12 protein-coding genes are annotated in these 17,780 nt (G+C 63.9%); 5 read left to right on the forward strand and 7 right to left on the reverse strand.

What is annotated here, in order from left to right; genetic code table 11:
- Positions 1–145 precede the first annotated feature (145 nt).
- A complete protein-coding gene (locus SO139_RS29360; protein WP_449382552.1) occupies positions 146–2,119 on the reverse strand; it encodes an aq_1923 C-terminal domain in 1,974 nt (657 codons plus the stop codon).
- A gap of 248 nt (positions 2,120–2,367) precedes the next feature.
- Between SO139_RS29360 and SO139_RS29365 the strand changes: the two genes are divergently transcribed.
- A complete protein-coding gene (locus SO139_RS29365; protein ID WP_449382551.1) occupies positions 2,368–4,680 on the forward strand; it encodes an NADP-dependent malic enzyme in 2,313 nt (770 codons plus the stop codon).
- Positions 4,681–4,963: 283 nt separating this feature from the next.
- Positions 4,964–5,416 (forward strand): DoxX family protein, encoded by a 453-nt coding sequence (locus SO139_RS29370; RefSeq protein WP_449382550.1) that lies wholly within the window; start codon positions 4,964–4,966, stop codon positions 5,414–5,416.
- 333 nt (positions 5,417–5,749) lie between these two features.
- Here the strand turns inward: SO139_RS29370 and SO139_RS29375 are convergent, their stop codons facing one another.
- The 6 genes from SO139_RS29375 to SO139_RS29400 form a co-directional block, all read right to left on the reverse strand.
- Positions 5,750–6,676, reverse strand: a complete 927-nt coding sequence (locus SO139_RS29375) for a nucleoside hydrolase (RefSeq protein ID WP_449382549.1) — start codon at positions 6,674–6,676, stop codon at positions 5,750–5,752.
- A 212-nt stretch (positions 6,677–6,888) separates the two neighbouring features.
- Positions 6,889–7,530 carry an HAD-IA family hydrolase gene (locus SO139_RS29380; RefSeq protein ID WP_449382548.1) on the reverse strand — a complete coding sequence of 214 codons (642 nt, stop codon included), beginning with the start codon at positions 7,528–7,530 and terminating at the stop codon, positions 6,889–6,891.
- A 124-nt stretch (positions 7,531–7,654) separates the two neighbouring features.
- Positions 7,655–8,218, reverse strand: coding sequence for a DinB family protein (locus tag SO139_RS29385; protein WP_449382547.1), 564 nt, complete (start codon positions 8,216–8,218; stop codon positions 7,655–7,657).
- Between the two features lie 166 nt (positions 8,219–8,384).
- Positions 8,385–11,360: an excinuclease ABC subunit UvrA gene (uvrA, locus tag SO139_RS29390; RefSeq protein ID WP_449382546.1), complete on the reverse strand. Its 2,976-nt coding sequence runs from the start codon at positions 11,358–11,360 to the stop codon at positions 8,385–8,387.
- Positions 11,361–11,625: 265 nt separating this feature from the next.
- On the reverse strand, positions 11,626–12,294 hold the full coding sequence (locus SO139_RS29395) for an outer membrane protein (protein WP_449382545.1): 669 nt from the start codon (positions 12,292–12,294) through the stop codon (positions 11,626–11,628).
- A 236-nt stretch (positions 12,295–12,530) separates the two neighbouring features.
- Complete coding sequence (locus SO139_RS29400) at positions 12,531–13,301, reverse strand: outer membrane protein (RefSeq protein ID WP_449382544.1); 771 nt, start codon at positions 13,299–13,301, stop codon at positions 12,531–12,533.
- A 446-nt stretch (positions 13,302–13,747) separates the two neighbouring features.
- Between SO139_RS29400 and SO139_RS29405 the strand changes: the two genes are divergently transcribed.
- The 3 genes from SO139_RS29405 (at position 13,748) to gyrA (ending at position 17,756) form a co-directional block, all read left to right on the forward strand.
- On the forward strand, positions 13,748–14,239 hold the full coding sequence (locus tag SO139_RS29405; protein ID WP_449382543.1) for a single-stranded DNA-binding protein: 492 nt from the start codon (positions 13,748–13,750) through the stop codon (positions 14,237–14,239).
- Positions 14,240–14,453: 214 nt separating this feature from the next.
- Complete coding sequence (locus tag SO139_RS29410; RefSeq protein WP_449382542.1) at positions 14,454–14,852, forward strand: DUF2306 domain-containing protein; 399 nt, start codon at positions 14,454–14,456, stop codon at positions 14,850–14,852.
- Positions 14,853–15,020: 168 nt separating this feature from the next.
- Positions 15,021–17,756 (forward strand): DNA gyrase subunit A, encoded by a 2,736-nt coding sequence (gene gyrA / locus SO139_RS29415; RefSeq protein ID WP_449382541.1) that lies wholly within the window; start codon positions 15,021–15,023, stop codon positions 17,754–17,756.
- Positions 17,757–17,780 lie beyond the last annotated feature (24 nt).

The raw sequence follows: 17,780 nt of genomic DNA on the forward strand, positions 1-17,780 counted from the left end.
CCAGGTTGAATGGATTCAGCAACCTCAGTCTGGCCTCAGACCCGGTCGCTATCCACTCCCCATGGAATCTTCGCTGCAATCGCAATGACGAAGAATGAGGGCTGTCCACGAGTCTAATTTTCACCGAACCCGCGAAAGATGCGCCCTACAACCCCGTCGACGCCTCGATCTTGAATTGCGCGAGCGCGGTCTGCGGCTCGATCTGCAACAGTTGCATCAATTGCATCAGCGGCACCTTGGCACGCGGCGTGAGCTTGATGGTGAGCGTCTGACCGGGTGTTTCGACGAAGCTTGCGATGGCATCCACCGCCGTGCCCGCATCCGGATTGGCCGCGGCGACTTCCGCGCGATGCACCCTGACGCTGTCGGCGAGCGCTTGGCGCGCGGCGTCGCGGCTGAGATTTTTCCCCCGTGCATACTGCGTCACCGCGGAATCGACGCCGCCGCTGTCGCGCAGTGCGAACTCAATGGTGCCAGTCTCGACCTGGGCTACCTGGCCCATGAGCTGCGCCAAGTCGGCAGAGAACAGCCCGCGCGGTACGTTGCCGAGTGCGACGCGCAATTGTGCTCTTGCGATACCTCCGATGTCGAGGGTCGCCGGCGCCAGCGCGAAGCTGTTGGACTGCTCGGTCCAGGCTGCGCCGAGATCGAGGTCGATCGGGAGCTTGTCGATCCCGCCGGCGATCAATGGAAGCTGCTTCGGATCGGATGGATCGGTCGGCGTGACCAGTTTGGCGATGATGTGGGCCTTGGTCGGGATTGAGCCCACCATTTGCCCCCAGTTCACGCTCAGCGTGTCGATTGTGACCAGCTTCTTGGTGGTCTTATAGGGCGCGGCAACCCCCTTGACCTCGGCGCCTTCCAGCACCCGGAACAGACCGAGCATCTGATCCGGCGAGGGCGCCTTCCCGGGGCTCGCGACGCTCGCTGCCCAGCGCATCAGGCTCGCCACGCTGAAGGATTTCAGCGCGAAGCGCTCCACCTTGAACTGCCCCTGTGGCGCGGGTGCGTCGAGGCCCTCGAGCGAGAGCTCGCCTTGGGCGTATTTGATCGCATTCAGACGGGCGGTCCCTTGCGGCGTGCCCATCGACAGATTGCTGATCTCGATCTTGCCGACGCGCAGGCCCTCATACATCGCGGCCACCTTCTCCATCATCTCGCGCCCCTGCGCAGGCGTCGGTGGAGACGATGGGTCGTTTGGCAGCAAGGCCAGAAACTCGGCCGGCCGGAATTTTGACGGCTGAAATCCGAGGTCCTCGATGGCGATCCCATCGACTTGCGCGCGCACTCCTTGTGTCGATGTCAGCACATAGGGGCCGACCGAAATCCTCCGGTAGGCCTGATGATAGCTGTCGTCATTGGCCTTCTCTGGATCGAGGGCAGCGAGCACGGCACTCACGTCGACATCGTCGATGACCATGTCGGAAAACTCGCCGACGAGCTTGTCGGGCTTGGCCGCCTGTGGCGTGCCGAAGCTGAAAACGGCGCGATCGATCTTCGCCGTATCGACCTTCCCGCGGTTGACGTTGCGGATCGCGAGTCCCGAATAGGTGATCTCGCCGCTGCCGGCCGCGTTTGAGCCGGTATTCATGGTGACGCTCACGGTCGGCACCGAGACCGAGGCCGCCGTGATGCTCGCATACTGCTCGAGCGCGAAGCGGTAGGCGTCGACCAGCGAGGGTGAGGCCGGCGCGCCCTGGGCGCGGGTCGGGCCGGAGTAGCCGGTCACCGTGATCTGCGGGATCTTGTACGTTGCCTTTACCTTCGCCGGGCCGGCGGCTCCGTCGATGGCAAGCTCGGCGCCTGCGATGTCGATCGTCTCGGCCGAAAAATGCGCCTCGTCGGTCTGGCGGATGCCGGCCGCCTTGATGCTGGCGACCTTGAGCCCGGCGAGCGGTGGCTGTCCCGGCTCGATGGCGATGTCCTCGACCGTCAGGGTCCGCGTCATCAGGTCGAACGCCACCTTGCCATGGCTCGCCTTGCCGCCGCGGCTGCGGATCTGGTCGAAGCTCGCCTCGACCTCGGCGGTGGCGCGGTGCTGAACGTAGAGATTGAAGCCGAGCCATCCGCCTCCCACCAGAACGGCAAGCGCGATCAGGCCGGTCAGGATTCGTCTCATGCGGTCAGCTCCAGTTGCTGGCTCAGGGCAGAACAACCTGCCATATTCGCAATAGCTTGCACGGTCCAGGGAAAGCTATGGTTTTCAAATGTTTGACGGCGCGGTCTGTTGATGGGGCTGCAATCGGATGTTGCCACCAAGCCGCCGGCCGTGCTTGATCCCGTTTCCATGATCCGGAATACCGCCTTTTAGGGCGGGCCGGTCAGGGAAGAGACCTTTGGGCTGCAAAACGCGAGGCGAGGCACGGCATGTCGTCTTATTCTGAAGATCTCCACCAGGCGGCGCTGGCCTATCACCGTCTGCCGCGGCCCGGAAAGCTCGAGATCCAGGCGAGCAAGCCTCTCGCCAACCAGCGCGACCTTGCGCTCGCCTATTCGCCGGGCGTCGCCGCCGCCTGCACCGAGATCGCCAACAATCCGGCCGAAGCCGCCACGCTGACGTCCCGCGCCAACCTGGTCGCTGTGGTCTCCAACGGCACCGCGGTCCTGGGCCTCGGCAATATCGGCCCGCTGGCCTCCAAGCCCGTGATGGAAGGCAAGGCGGTCCTGTTCAAGAAATTCGCCGGCATCGACGTCTTCGACATCGAGATCGCCGCCGACACCATCGAACGCGTGGTCGAGACGGTGGCGGCGCTGGAGCCGACCTTCGGTGGCATCAATCTCGAGGACATCAAGGGACCCGAATGTTTCGAGATCGAAGCGCGGTTGAAGGAGCGCATGAAGATTCCGGTCTTCCATGACGACCAGCATGGCACCGCGATCATCGTTGCCGCCGCGATCAGCAACGGCCTGCGGCTGAACGGCAAGAAGCTCTCGGACGTCAAGATCGTCGCGTCGGGGGCAGGGGCGGCGGCGCTCGCGACGTTGAACCTCCTGGTCTCGATGGGCGCACAGCGCAAGAACATCTGGGTCTGCGACATCGACGGCCTCGTCTATGACGGGCGCAACACTCTGATGGACCGCTGGAAGGCGGTCTATGCCCAGAAGACCGATAAGCGCACGCTGGCCGACGTGATCGGCGGGGCCGATATCTTCATCGGGCTCTCGGCACCGGGCGTGCTGACGCCCGATATGGCCAAGGCGATGGCCGACCATCCGCTGATCATGGCGCTTGCGAACCCGACGCCGGAGATCATGCCGGAGGAGGCGCGCAAGGCGCGTCCCGACGCCATGATCTGCACCGGGCGGTCCGACTACCCGAACCAGGTCAACAACGTCCTCTGCTTCCCCTTTATCTTCCGCGGCGCGCTCGACGTCGGCGCCACCGCGATCAATGAGGAGATGAAGCATGCAGCGGTCGATGCCATCGCGCAGCTCGCGCGCGAGGCACCATCGGACGCGGTCTCACAAGGCAGCTTCGACACCGGCGAGGCGGGCGGCTTCGGCCCGGGCTCGCTGATCCCGAGCCCATTTGATCCTCGGCTTATCCTGCGCATCGCGCCGGCGGTCGCCAAGGCCGCGATGGAATCCGGGGTTGCGACGCGTTCCATCACCAATTTCGACGAATATGCCGCCCAGCTCACGCGCTTCGCCTTCCGCTCCGGCATCGTCATGAAGCCGATGTTCGCCAAGGCCAAGACCCAGCCGGTGCGCGTGATCTACGCCGAGGGCGAGGACGAGCGCGTGCTGCGCGCCACGCAGGTGGTGCTGGAGGAGAAGCTCGCGCGTCCTATCCTGGTCGGCCGTCCGTCTGTGGTCGAGGCCCGCATCAAGCGCTTCGGTCTCTCGATCAAGGCGGGCAAGGATTTCGACCTGGTCAACCCCGAGGACGATCCCCGCTACCGCTCGTATGTGCAGTCCTATGTCGAGGTCGCTGGCCGCCGCGGCGTCACGCCGGAGGGAGCGCGCACCGTGGTGCGCACCAACAACACCGTGATCGCGGCGCTTGCCGTGGGACGCGGCGAGGCAGATGCGATGCTCTGCGGCGTCGAGGGCCGCTACATGAGCCATCTGCGCCACGTCCGCGAGATCATCGGCTTCTCGAGCGGGATCAGCGACTATGCGGCGCTGGCGCTGCTGATCACCACCAAGGGCGCGTTCTTCATCGCGGATACCCAGGTGCGGCCCAATCCGAGCGCGGAGGAGCTGGCCGAGATCGCTGCGCTCGCGGCCATCCACGTGCAGCGCTTCACGCTGAAGCCGAAGGTCGCCTTCGTGTCACACTCGGATTTCGGCAGCTATGACACGGACTCATCGCGCAAGATGCGCCGGGCGATCCAGCTCCTGAAGGAGAAGCATCCGGAGATCGAGGCCGATGGCGAGATGCAGGCCGATACCGCGCTGTCGGGGGCGGCACGCAAGCTGGTCCTGCCGCACTCGAACCTGGAAGGCGAGGCCAACATCCTGATCATGCCGACGCTGGATGCGGCCAACATCGCCTACCAGACCATCAAGGTGCTCGCGGACGCGCTTCCCGTCGGGCCGATCCTGATCGGCCCGGCGCGGCCGGCACACATCCTCACGCCGGGTGTCACCGCGCGCGGCATCCTCAACATGACCGCGGTTGCCGTGGTGGAGGCCCAGGAGCGGGCGGCACGGCAGCAGCCGAGTTTGTTTACGTAAGGGGGCACCTCGCCCCGCTTGGCGGAGGAAACCGAATTCGAGCGCAGCTCGAATTCGGGCGAGGGGGAAGTTTCCGCGGGACCGTTTGTTACTCGCCTCTGGGAGGGGCTTCGGGGACTCCAACCAAAAATATCGAAAACAACCCCATGCAAAGTAGCGCGGTGGTCCCCGGCAAGGATGACAACTTCCGGATTTCTCCTTTGAAAACCGCCCGTAGAATCTTCATAATCGCGTCGTCGTCGCGTCAGCGTCCCGCCCTTAAAGCAATGCCAAGAGGCCGACCATGCCAGCGTTCGTGACTTTCGGGCGAATCCTGTTCGCCGTGCTGTTCATCTATACGGGCGCCACGAAGCTGTTCGCGATACAGGCGACGGCCGATTTCATCGCCAGCAAGGTCACCGTGCCCGAGATGATCGCGCCCTATGCGCAGCAGGTCGAGCAGGCCACCAGCATGACGACGCCGCAATTGCTCGCGATCGCCGTCGGCGGGCTCGAGATCATCGCGGGGCTGATGATCGCGCTGAACTTCGGCGCGCGCTTCTTTGCGATGCTGCTGATCATCTACGTCGCGATCTCGACGTTCCTGTTCTACGACTTCTGGAACCAGACCCCGCCCGAGAACGGCAAGATGCTGGTTGACGCGCTGAAAAACCTCTCGATCATCGGCGCGCTGTTCATGATCATGGGCTATGGCCGCGCCACGCGCCCGGTCGAGGCGGCCTACGGCGACGTGTAAGGTATCCAGCAAGTTCGCGCCCCAGCCAGCCTGCGCCTCCGAGAGCGCGGTGGTCGCGGTCCGTCCGTTGTCATCAGGGCTGCGCGCGCCGGGCAGGTGGCGCGTGATGGCATAGAGCATGATGGGATTAAGCTTGATTGTTGCCTCAACGAAGGTGCACTCCATCCCCCGCCTGCGGGGGAGGGCTGGGGAGAGGGTGTCTCCTCAGGTGAACAATCCCCAAGTGGAGAGAGCCCTCACCCGGCGCTTCGCGCCGACCTCTCCCGCAGGCGGGAGAGGTTGAGCAAGCCCGTGGCCAATCGATTCAACCAAAACCCATCGCGCTTTAGGCGGCTACGAATTCTTCGCTTCGGCAAATGCCTTCAACTTCAAAAAGAAGTCCCTCAGGATCGGATTCCGGTCCACGTAGGTCACGTACCTGATCGCATGTCGGCTGCGATCGATGCTCCACGTCATCTGCTCCGTTACGACAGGCGCCGGGATGATAACGCTCGGCGCCCAATCCGGGTTCAGGAGCCAGCCGACCGGCGCCATGTCCCAGATTTCCTTCGACCAGCCGAGGTGATCGGGCGCGTAGTCCTTGAAGCGCATCGCCAGGAACGCGCCGATGCTGCCGCAAGGTTCGACATAGCGCTCGATTTCCGGCACCGTGCTGTGAAGATGCGAGGTGACGCCCTTGCACGGCACCAGCACCAGGGGCACGCCGCTGTCGAACAGCACCTGGGCACCCCCGACATCCTGCTTGAGATTGAATTCGATCGTGTGTGGCCATTCCAGCGCATGGCCGCCGAGCCACACCACCACGACGCGATCCCTGATATCGGGCGCTTTGAGAAGTGCTGAGGCGACGTTGCTGATGGCACCAATGGCAACGATGTAGAGCGGCTTGTCAGGCGATCCGGCCCGCGCTCGCGCGATCATGTCTTCGACCGCGGGCGCCTCGCGGGCCTCCTTCCGAGGGCCGACATAGTCGGTGACGCCGCGATGAACCAGGCCGTCGGGTGAGATGTTCAAACGCTCCAACAGACGCAGGATTTCCTGGTAGCTCAGCTCCATGCCGTGGCCCGGGCTGGTCGCGCGCTTGTTGAAGAACGGGGCGGCGTAGATCGCCTCGACGTCGAAGCGCTCCTTCGAGAGCAGCATCTGGACGAGCGCGAACTGATCGTCGATTTCGTTGTAGGTATCGGTATCGAGCACGACGCGCACCTTGCCGACTGGCGGCGCCAAAAGCTTCAGACGGGCGGCTTCCGTGATGGGCATCGTCACCTCCTTGTTGGCGCATAGGATGGGTTGTTAGCTAGTTTTACTGCGTTACAAGACCCTCATGGTGAGGAGCGCGGAGCGCGTCTCCGGACGATGCTGCGCATCGCCGGGCGAACCATGAAGGCCGGGATCTCACCCGCGGCCATCCTTCGAGACGCGCGTTCCGCGCTCCTCAGGATGAGGGAAGGGGGGCTTGTGACGCAGTAGAGCTAACCCACCCTAAGCTTGCGGCACAATGCGTCCGCTATCTCGTCCATCTGTTCAAACGTGTGATCGGGCGCCAGCGCCCGCAACGCCGCCGGCGCCGCATAACCCCAGCATACCGCTCCGCACGCAGTCCCCACCGCGCGCGCCGCCTCGATATCGCGGACCTCGTCGCCGATCGCGATCACCTGGTTTGGCTGCACGCCGGCGCGACGGATGACCCGGCGGAATTTGGCGGGCTTGCCGAACAGCGAGGCGGCGCAGTCGAAATGCGCGAACAGGCTCGCTGTCGCACCTAGCTTCTCGCGCGCATTGACTTCGCTGTCCGATGTCACCATCGCGAGCTGTACGCCGCTTGCGGCAAGCGTGTGCAGCATGGCCTCGACGCCGGCGAACAGGGAAATCTCCGCAGTTGCCTCCGCCTTCAGCCGCCGCGCATGCCGCGCGATCGCCGGCAGCTTCCACAAGGGCACCTCGAGCCGCCGCAGGATCTCGCGCGTCGAAGCATGCCGCAGGCTCTCGACCTCCTCATCGGCCACGCGGCGAAAGCCGAAGCGATCGGCGACGTCGTTGATGGTGCGCAGAAACCACGGAAAGCTGTCGGCCAGCGTGCCGTCGAGATCGAAGATGGCGAGGGAGTAGGGCATGAAATCCAGACGTAGGGCGGCTTAGCGGAGCGTAACCCGCCGCTTTCGCCGAAGACAAGTTGGCGGATTACGCTCCGCTAATCCGCCCTACGAAGAGAGAGCTGACGCTGTTCGATCCGTCCAGCTAGGATTTCCACACCGTGTCCTCGGCCCAGCCGAGCTCGGCGAACTCGGCAGCCCGCAGCGGCGCTTCTCCCTCCGCAAAGAATTCGTCGAGCTGAGGCGGCGCAACGTTCGTTTCGGACAGCATGGCGTGCGCCTGCCCGCGATGATGGATCTGATGTTGAAACAGATGCATCAGCAGCCGGTCGCGGCGTTCAGTTTGGACGCGCGTGTCGCGGTTGATCCGGGCAGAGCCATTGAGAAGCTCAGGCGTCAGCGCGTCGCAGACGGCGATCAAGCGCTGGTCGGTTGCGGCTTGCGCGGGTTTCAGCGCGGCAATTGAAGGATACGGAATCTCGTTCTTCCAGGCAGCCGGTCCGAGCCATCCTCCCTCGAGCGCGTCTACATAGAAGAGGTCAATGACATGGATATGGTTCAGCGTTCGTTGAATGCTCGGGAAGAAGCCGGTCCGTTCGGCTTCGAAGTCAGCTTGGGACAACGCGGCGCAGGCGGTGAGCAGCCGATGGTTCGCCCAGGCATTATTGTGGGCGAAAGCGCGGTAGGTTTGGACGAGCCCGGCGGACATGTCGGTTCTCCCATGCAGTCAGCGCCACGAGTGCTCGGCCTGGCGATTGAGTAGTCCGCGTGAGCGAAGCGATATGCGGGGCCGTAAAACGGACTCTATAGTCCCGGATGTCGCTTCACTCGTCCGGTCTACGCCGATCTGACGCGAACGCATGCAGTCCAATCGCCTACTCCGCTGCCTCGCTCGTGCTCCTGCGCTTCGGCTTGCCCGCCTTCTTCAGCACCGGCTCAAGGAATTTCCCTGTGTAGCTCCGCGGCGCCTTCACGATGTCTTCCGGCGGACCCCAGGCGACGATCTCGCCGCCGCCGTCGCCGCCTTCGGGGCCGAGATCGATGACCCAGTCGGCCGTCTTGATGACCTCGAGATTGTGCTCGATGACGACGACCGTATTGCCCTGCGCGACCAGCTCGTGCAGCACCTCCAGCAGCTTCTTGACGTCGTGGAAGTGCAGGCCCGTCGTGGGCTCGTCCAGGATGTAGAGCGTGCGACCGGTGGCGCGTTTTGACAGCTCTTTCGCCAACTTGACGCGCTGGGCTTCGCCGCCGGAGAGCGTGGTGGCCTGCTGGCCGACATGGATGTAGTCGAGGCCGACGCGGTGCAGCGTATTGAAGGTTTCGCGGACGCGCGGTACCGCCTTGAAGAACTCGGCGGCTTCCTCGACGGTCATGTCGAGCACGTCGGCGATGCTCTTGCCCTTGAACAGGACCTCCAGCGTCTCGCGGTTGTAGCGCTTGCCCTTGCAGACGTCGCAGGTGACGTAGACGTCGGGCAGGAAGTGCATCTCGATCTTGATGACGCCGTCGCCCTGGCAGGCCTCGCAGCGGCCGCCCTTGACGTTGAACGAGAATCGGCCGGGCTCGTAGCCGCGTGCCTTCGCTTCGGGAAGGCCGGCGAACCATTCGCGGATCGGCGTGAAGGCGCCGGTGTAGGTCGCGGGGTTGGAGCGCGGGGTGCGGCCGATCGGCGACTGGTCGATGTCGATGATCTTGTCGATGTGCTCGAGGCCCTCGATGCGGTCGTGTGGAGCTGCGCCTTCGCTGGCGCCGTTCAGCTTGCGGGCGATGGCGCGGTAGAGCGTGTCGATGAGGAGCGTCGACTTGCCGCCGCCGGAGACGCCGGTGACGCAGGTGAACAGGCCGAGCGGAATCTCCGCCGTGACGTTCTTGAGGTTATTGCCGCGCGCATTCACCACCTTGATGGTGCGGCGATGGTTCGGCGGGCGCCGCTCCGGCACCTCGACCTCGAGCTCGCCGGTGAGATACTTGCCGGTGAGCGATTTCGGGTTGCGCATGATCTCGGCGGGCGTGCCTTCGGCGACGATGTGGCCGCCATGCATGCCCGCACCGGGGCCGATGTCGAGGACGTAGTCGGCGAGGCGAATGGCGTCCTCATCATGCTCGACCACGACCACGGTATTGCCGAGGTCGCGCAAGCGCTTGAGCGTATCGAGCAGGCGCGCATTATCGCGCTGGTGCAGGCCGATCGACGGCTCGTCCAGCACGTAGAGCACGCCTGTCAGCCCCGAGCCGATCTGCGAGGCCAGGCGGATGCGCTGGCTCTCGCCACCGGACAGCGTGCCGGAGGAGCGGGAGAGGGTGAGATAGTTGAGGCCGACGTCGAGCAGGAAGGTGAGGCGCTCGCGGATTTCCTTGAGGATGCGTCCCGCGATTTCGTTCTGCTGCTTGTTCAGCGCTTCGGGCACGCCCTCGAACCATTCGCCGGCGCGCTTCACCGAGAGCTCGGAGATCTCACCGATATGCCTGCCGCCGACCTTGACGCAGAGCGCCTCCGGCTTGAGCCGAAAGCCCTTGCAGGCCTCGCAGGGGACGTCGTGGAAATACTTCGCCAGCTCCTCGCGCGCCCACTCGCTCTCGGTCTCGCGATAGCGGCGGTTGATGTTGGTGATGACGCCCTCGAACGGCTTCTTGGTGTCGTAGGAGCGGACGCCGTCTTCATAGGAGAATTTGATCTCGTCTTCGCCCGAGCCATGGAGGATCGCGTTCTGCGTCTTCTTCGGCAGATCCTTCCACTTGGTTGTCAGCGTGAACTTGTAGTGCTTGCCGAGCGCCGTCAGCGTCTGCGTGTAGTAGGGGGACGACGATTTGGCCCAGGGCGCGATCGCGCCCTTGCCGATCGCGAGCTCCTTGTCGGGGATGACGAGGTCTTCGTCGACATGCTGCTCGACGCCAAGGCCGCCGCAGGCGGGGCAGGCGCCGTAGGGGTTGTTGAAGGAGAACAGCCGCGGCTCGATCTCGGGGATGGTGAAGCCGGAAACCGGGCAGGCGAACTTTTCCGAGAACAGGATGCGCTCTGGCCCGCTCTTGTCGTGGATCTTGGCGGTCTTCTTTTTCTCCTCGGTGGGAGCGGCCGCCGGTGCGTCCGCGAACTCGACGACGGCGAGGCCCTCGGCCAGCTTCAGCGCAGTCTCAAAGCTCTCGGCGAGGCGCTGGCCGATATCGGCGCGCACCACGATGCGGTCGACGACGACGTCGATGTCGTGCGGGAATTTCTTGTCGAGCGTCGGCGCTTCAGCCAGCTCGTAGAAACTGCCGTCGATCTTGACGCGCTGGAAGCCCTTCTTGAGCCATTCCGCAAGCTCCTTCCTGTACTCGCCCTTGCGGCCGCGCACGACCGGGGCGAGCAGATAGAGGCGGGTACCTTCGGTCAGCGCCAGCACGCGGTCGACCATCTGCGAGACGGTCTGGCTCTCGATCGGCAGGCCGGTTGCGGGCGAATAGGGTACACCGACGCGCGCCCAGAGCAGGCGCATATAGTCGTAGATCTCAGTCACCGTGCCGACGGTTGAGCGCGGGTTCTTCGAGGTCGTCTTCTGCTCGATCGAAATGGCGGGCGACAGGCCGTCGATCTGGTCGACGTCCGGCTTCTGCATCATCTCCAGAAACTGGCGGGCATAGGCCGACAGCGACTCGACATAGCGGCGCTGGCCCTCGGCGTAGATGGTGTCGAAGGCGAGCGAGGATTTTCCGGAGCCAGACAGCCCGGTGAACACCACGAGCTTGTCGCGGGGAATCTCGACGTCGATGTTCTTGAGGTTGTGCTCGCGCGCGCCACGGATCGTAATTGCGCGCAGGTGTGATCCCGCGTTCTGTTGTTGGCGCTTCGCCTTGATCACTTCGTCCATCCCAGTGGTCCCCAAGGAGATTCCCACGCTGCGCGGCCGCGCCGGCGTTCAGGCGCGCCTCGCCCGGAACCGGGGATGGACGCCGTTGGGTAGGCTGCGAACGTAGGAAGAACGAGAGCGGATTTCCAGTGCGAGTTGCGAATCGTCAACGGATTGTTGTGGCGCTGGCGGCACTTGGCAGTAGCGAGGGCGCAAGGCCCGTCCGGAACAAAAAAAGGCCGGCGCAAGGCCGGTCTTTCCGTCGAGAATTCGCGTCAGGCGAAGCTCAGTACTTCGCAACCACCGGGCCACCGAAGTGGTAGTTCACGCCGACCTGGAACGTGTGCAGGTTGAGCGTGCCCGAGGGAACGGTGCCGGTGAAATAGTTCTCGCTGCCGAGGCTGCGATAGAGGTACTCGCCCTTCACCGACCACTGCGGGGCGAAGAAGGCTTCGACGCCCGCGCCGACCGTCCAGCCCGAGTGGAACTTGCTGTCGGAGACGGTCACGCCGAGGGCCGAGACGCTGATCTTGTTGTCGATCCAGGCGTAGCCGCCGGTCGCGTAGAGCAGGACCTGATCGAAGGCGACGCCGACGCGGCCGCGCACGGTGCCGAGCGCATCGGTCTTCGAGCTCACCGTGACGCCGAGTGCGGTCGCCGAGGCATTCACGTCAGCCCAGCCGCCATCGGCTTCGAGACCGAACACGATGTTGCTGGTCTGCCAGTTGTAGCCGACCGTGCCACCGGCGAAACCACCCTTCAACTTCGGGTCAGTGGAGGTGTTTTCCCAGGCGTAGCCGCCGAAGCCACCGAGGTAGAAGCCGGTCCAGTTATAGACCGCCGCTGCGGCCACCGGAGCCTTGGTGTAGGGGCGGGCCGCCAGATCGGCAGCCATGGCCGGAGCGAACGCGCTGAGTGCGAACAAACTGGCCGAAGCCAACAAAACCTTCTTCATTTTCAACTTAATCCCAGTCCCAGTTTCTGTTTTTGCCTTCCGTGCGCGGAAGGACAGCGGACGCTCTGGTCCAACTGAGGTCGTGCTTACACCAGTGAAGCCCATAGTTGTGTACCCGAGAAGCCACACCACGCCAAAACGTGTAAGTGTAGCTGACCTATTCTCGCCGAATGCATGCGCGCAGCAAAAAGGCCGGCGTTAGCCGGCCTTTTCGAGAAGAATAGTTTTGGCGGAGATCAGTACTTCGCGATGAGCGGGCCGCCCCAACGATAGTTCAGGCGGACGAGGCCCATATCGACGTCCTGGCCGATTCGGTCGCTGCCGAACGACAAACCGCCGGGCGTTGTGAAGCCAATGGTGCGGTGGCCGAGGAAGAGGTGGTCGTACTCGACGCCCACCGACCAGTTCGGCGCAAAGCCAAATTCCAGGCCGGCGCCGACTGTACCACCCCAACGCGTTTCGCGAGCCGAAGCCAGCAGCGCGCCGCTTGGGACGTCGAAGACGTCATACTTGTCGCCGACAACCGCACCGCCGCCCTTCACATAGAACAGCACGTTGTTCCAGGCATAGCCGATTTGGCCAGTGATCAGGCCGAAGGAGTCGATGCGCGAACGGTTGCGGTCGGTCAGGAAGACGGCGCTGGTGTTGTCGCCCCGGAAGTCGGCCCAGTTGCCCTGGCCTTCGAAGCCGAACACCCACTGGCTGGTCTGCCAGCGATAGCCGATCTGACCACCGACCGTGCCGCCGGTTGCGTTGTGGCAGCCTTCACCCACGAGACTGCCGGGGACGCCAGTCACGAAGCCGGTGCTGTCCACGAAGTCCCAGCATTTGTGGGCCGAGCCGCCGCCGCCGTTGATGCCGATGTAGAAGCCGCTCCAGTCGTAGATTGCGGCGACCGCCGGGGGCGGAGCCTTCACGTATGGACGCGCCGCGAGATCCGCTGCGCTCGCCGGAGCCGACAGGCTCAGCGCAACGGCACCAACGACCCCCACCAAGATCTTCTTCATTTCTGTCCCTCCGGCTGTACCCGCTTCTTTAGTCCCCGAAGCGGTCAATCAGGCGCGACGCCCAATGAATTGATGTCGCACCAAGCGTAGTCTGATTTGGAGGTAGAGTCCGTCTCCAAAAAGCAACAGTCGCGAGTGAACTGGGAGGTTCCTAAGTTAATGAATGTTAAGCGGTATTTCGCGCGCGCTGGAACCCGAAAAAGTTCCATGCGGTTCCGGTGATTTTTCGAGTATGCAACCCCATGTTGCGCGCGCATCCGGTCGCCGCCCATAGGAACAAAGCTGGAACGCTGCCTGCCCAGGTGCTATATGTGGGGATAACCTGCGGGACCGCGGGCTCGGCGACGTCCGCCAGCGTATAGGGTCCTTCAGCAAGCGGCAGCGAGCGGTTTTGGCACGGCTCCGGCTTTTTCGAGCAATTTCGCAGTTTGGAGTGGAGAGCGGCGATGGCGGGAAGCATCAACAAGGTCATTCTGGTCGGCAACCTCGGCAAGGATCCGGAAATCCGCCGCACCCAGGACGGGCGGCCGATCGCCAATCTGAGCGTCGCGACGTCGGAGACCTGGCGGGACAAGGCGACCGGTGAGCGCAAGGAAAAGACCGAGTGGCACCGTGTCGTGATCTTCAACGAGGGGCTCGCGAAGGTCGCCGAGCAGTACCTGAAGAAGGGCGCCAAGGTTTATGTCGAAGGCGCGCTCCAGACCCGCAAATGGACCGACCAGAGCGGTGCCGAAAAATACTCGACCGAGGTGGTGCTGCAGGGCTTCAACTCCAACCTCACGATGCTCGACGGTCGCGGTGGCGGAGGAGGCGGCAGCTTTGGCGAGGAGCCGGGCGGCGACTTCGGCTCCTCTGGCCCGGTGAGCAGCGCGCCGCGCCGCGCTGTCGCGGCGGGCGGTGGCCGCAACAGCGATATGGATGACGACATTCCGTTCTGAGCTGACTTGCCGTCCTAAGAGCCTGGTTCGGCGCCTTCGCACAAAGGGTCAGCGTCTCTTACCAATCTTTTGATCAAGCTGGTATTTACCGGCCGCGCTGATGTTGCGCCTGAGGATTTGATGTCGGGCGATGTGAATGGTATTAACTTCATGTTAATGCTATTTACATTGCTCGCGCCGGCTTCTCAGGCGCCATCGCCAGGACGCCTCAGCCATGACCCTCGCGCCTCTGCTTGACGCTGCTCCAGCCATTCCGCTCCATGCCTTTGCGGCGATGGCCGCTTTTGCGCTTGGCGTCGTCCAGTTCGCGGCGCCCAAGGGGACGCTGCCGCACCGGACCGTCGGCTGGATCTGGGTGGCGCTGATGGCCATCGTGGCCGCGTCATCGTTCTGGATCCACCAGATCCGGCTGGTCGGGCCGTTCAGTCCGATTCATCTGCTCTCGATCTTCACGCTTGTGATGCTGCCGCTCGCGGTGTGGCGGGCGCATACCCATCGCGTCGCCGATCACCGGCGCATAATGATCTTCATGTTCGCCGGCGCACTGGTGATCGCAGGGCTGTTCACGCTGCTGCCGGGACGCATCATGCATCAGGTGATATTGGGCTCATAAGGCAGGGTTCCAGAGGGGCCTTTCCGCTCCCTCCTGCCGAGTCTTCGCAGAAGCCGTAAGTCGTTGGAAAAATAAGCGGAAAAAGCGCCTCCCGGGACTGCGCGAGGGTGGTTATCAGACCCCCGATGCGCTATATGATTCCCGGACAAGAACTCACCGGATTTCCCCTTGGCTGACGACGATAACGACAAGCCCGGCGACAAGCCGGAGCATCCTTCGGATATTCGCCCGATCTCGATCCTCGACGAGATGAAGAAGTCCTACCTCGATTACGCCATGAGCGTGATCGTGGCGCGCGCGCTGCCCGATGCGCGTGATGGCTTGAAGCCGGTGCACCGGCGCATCCTCTTCTCGATGAACGAGGAGGGCTATACGCCCGACAAGAAGCACAAGAAGTCCGCCGGCATCGTCGGCGACGTCATGGGCCAATACCACCCGCACGGCGACCAGGCGATCTATGACGCGCTGGTGCGCATGGCGCAGCCCTTCTCGATGCGCGAACTGCTCGTGGACGGGCAGGGCAATTTCGGCTCGGTCGACGGCGATCCGCCGGCGGCGATGCGCTACACCGAGTCGCGCCTGACCAAGATCGCGCTCAAACTGCTCGAGGACATCGAGAGCGAGACGGTCGACTTCCAGGACAATTATGACGGCTCGACCAAGGAGCCGGTGGTCCTGCCGGCGCGGTTCCCGAACCTGCTGGTCAACGGCGCCGGCGGCATCGCCGTCGGCATGGCCACCAACATCCCGCCGCACAATCTGGGCGAGGTGATCGACGCTTGCCTGGCCTTGATCGACAATCCTTCGCTCACCATCGACGAACTGAACCACATTATCCCAGGTCCGGATTTCCCGACCGGCGGCATCATCCTGGGGCGCCAGGGCATCCGCAGCGCCTACCACCTCGGCCGCGGCTCGATCGTGATGCGCGGCAAGGTCGAGTTCGAGACCATTCGCAAGGAACGCGAGGCGATCGTCATCACCGAGATCCCGTATCAGGTGAACAAGGCGACGATGGTCGAGCGTATCGCCGAGCTCTACAAGGAAAAGAAGATCGAGGGCATTTCCGACCTGCGCGACGAGTCCGACCGCGACGGCTACCGCGTCGTCGTCGAGCTCAAGCGCGACGCCATGCCCGACGTGGTGCTGAACCAGCTCTACAAGTTCACGCCTTTGCAGACGAGCTTCGGGGTCAACAGCGTTGCGCTCGACTCGGGCCGTCCGCAGACGATGAACCTGAAGGATATGCTGACGATCTTCGTCGGCTTCCGCGAGCAGGTCGTCACCCGCCGCACCAAGTACAAGCTGCGCAAGGCGCGCGAACGCGCCCATGAGCAGGTTGGTCTTGCGATCGCCGTCGCCAATATCGACGAGATCATTCGCGTGATCCGGACTTCGCCCACGCCGGCCGCCGCGCGCGATACCCTGATGACGCGCGACTGGCCGGCGCGTGATGTCGAGGACATCATCACGCTGATCGATGATCCCCGCCACCGCATCAACGCGGACGGCACCATCCGTCTGTCGCTGGAGCAGGCCAGGGCAATTCTGGAGCTGCGTCTGGCGCGCCTCACCGCGCTCGGCCGCGACGAGATCGGCGAGGAGCTCTCAAAACTCGCCGGCGAGATCGGCAACTATCTCGACATCCTGCGTTCGCGCGCCCGTATCCTCGACATCGTCAAGACCGAGCTCGCCGAGGTGAAGGCGGAATTCGCCACGCCGCGCCGGACCGTGATCATGGAGCAGGAAGGCGAGGTCGAGGACGAAGACCTGATCCAGCGCGAGGACATGGTCGTCACCGTCTCGCATGCCGGCTACGTCAAGCGCGTGCCACTGTCGGCCTATCGGGCGCAGCGCCGCGGCGGCAAGGGCCGCGCCGGCATGCAGACCCGCGATGAGGACTTCGTCTCGCGCCTGTTCGTGGCCTCCACGCACACGCCGGTGCTGTTCTTTTCGTCACGCGGGCAGGTCTACAAGGAGAAGGTCTGGCGCCTGCCGATGGCCGCCCCCAACGCGCGCGGCAAGGCGCTGATCAACATCCTGCCGCTCGAGCAGGGCGAGCGCATCACCACCATCATGCCGCTGCCGGAGGATGAATCCACCTGGGGCCAGCTCGACGTGATGTTCGCTACCACCGGCGGCAATGTCCGGCGCAACAAGCTGTCCGACTTCGTCGATGTGCGCCGTTCCGGCATCATCGCGATGAAGCTCGACGACAATGAATCGATCGTCGACGTGCAGATCTGCACCGAGCGCGACGACGTGCTGCTGACCGCCGCCGGCGGCCAGTGCATCCGCTTCCCCGTCACGGACGTGCGCGTGTTCACCGGGCGCACATCGATGGGCGTGCGCGGCATCGCGCTGGCGGAGGCCGACAAGGTGATCTCGCTGGCGATCCTGCGCCATGTCGACACGACCTCGGACGAACGCTCGGCGTACTTGAAGATGCGCCGCGCGGTCGCCGGCGAAGGTGTGGCTGATGAGGCCGCAGCGGACGCCGAGGCCGAGGAGACGTCCGGCAGCTTCCAGCTCCCGCAGGAGCGCTATGTCGAGATGTCGGCGGCCGAGCAGGTGGTGCTGACCGTCTCCGTCAACGGCTATGGCAAGCGGACGTCGTCCTACGAGTACCGCACCACGGGACGCGGCGGCAAAGGCATCGTCGCGATGAGCGTCAACAACCGCAACGGCAATCTGGTGGCGTCCTTCCCGGTGGAAGAGGCCGACCAGATCATGCTGGTGACCGACAAGGGCCAGCTGATCCGCTGCCCGGTCGAAGGCATCCGCATCGCCGGCCGCTCGACGCAGGGCGTGATCGTGTTCGACACCGCCGACGACGAGCACGTCGTCTCGGTCGAGCACATCACGGAAGAGACCGAGAATGGCAACGGCGAGAATGGCGAGTAGTGTTTGGCGAATAGCGAATGGACA

It is taken from the genome of Bradyrhizobium sp. UFLA05-89, assembly GCF_059803475.1.

Excerpts from the sequence above, each read along its gene's own strand:
- SO139_RS29395 (WP_449382545.1), bottom strand. The coding sequence starts at position 12,294 with ATGAAGAAGGTTTTGTTGGCTTCGGCCAGTTTGTTCGCACTCAGCGCG.
- SO139_RS29370 (WP_449382550.1), top strand. The coding sequence starts at position 4,964 with ATGCCAGCGTTCGTGACTTTCGGGCGAATCCTGTTCGCCGTGCTGTTC.
- SO139_RS29365 (WP_449382551.1), top strand. The coding sequence starts at position 2,368 with ATGTCGTCTTATTCTGAAGATCTCCACCAGGCGGCGCTGGCCTATCAC.
- SO139_RS29360 (WP_449382552.1), bottom strand. The coding sequence starts at position 2,119 with ATGAGACGAATCCTGACCGGCCTGATCGCGCTTGCCGTTCTGGTGGGA.
- uvrA (WP_449382546.1), bottom strand. The coding sequence starts at position 11,360 with ATGGACGAAGTGATCAAGGCGAAGCGCCAACAACAGAACGCGGGATCA.
- SO139_RS29380 (WP_449382548.1), bottom strand. The coding sequence starts at position 7,530 with ATGCCCTACTCCCTCGCCATCTTCGATCTCGACGGCACGCTGGCCGAC.
- SO139_RS29375 (WP_449382549.1), bottom strand. The coding sequence starts at position 6,676 with ATGCCCATCACGGAAGCCGCCCGTCTGAAGCTTTTGGCGCCGCCAGTC.
- SO139_RS29410 (WP_449382542.1), top strand. The coding sequence starts at position 14,454 with ATGACCCTCGCGCCTCTGCTTGACGCTGCTCCAGCCATTCCGCTCCAT.
- SO139_RS29405 (WP_449382543.1), top strand. The coding sequence starts at position 13,748 with ATGGCGGGAAGCATCAACAAGGTCATTCTGGTCGGCAACCTCGGCAAG.
- SO139_RS29400 (WP_449382544.1), bottom strand. The coding sequence starts at position 13,301 with ATGAAGAAGATCTTGGTGGGGGTCGTTGGTGCCGTTGCGCTGAGCCTG.
- SO139_RS29385 (WP_449382547.1), bottom strand. The coding sequence starts at position 8,218 with ATGTCCGCCGGGCTCGTCCAAACCTACCGCGCTTTCGCCCACAATAAT.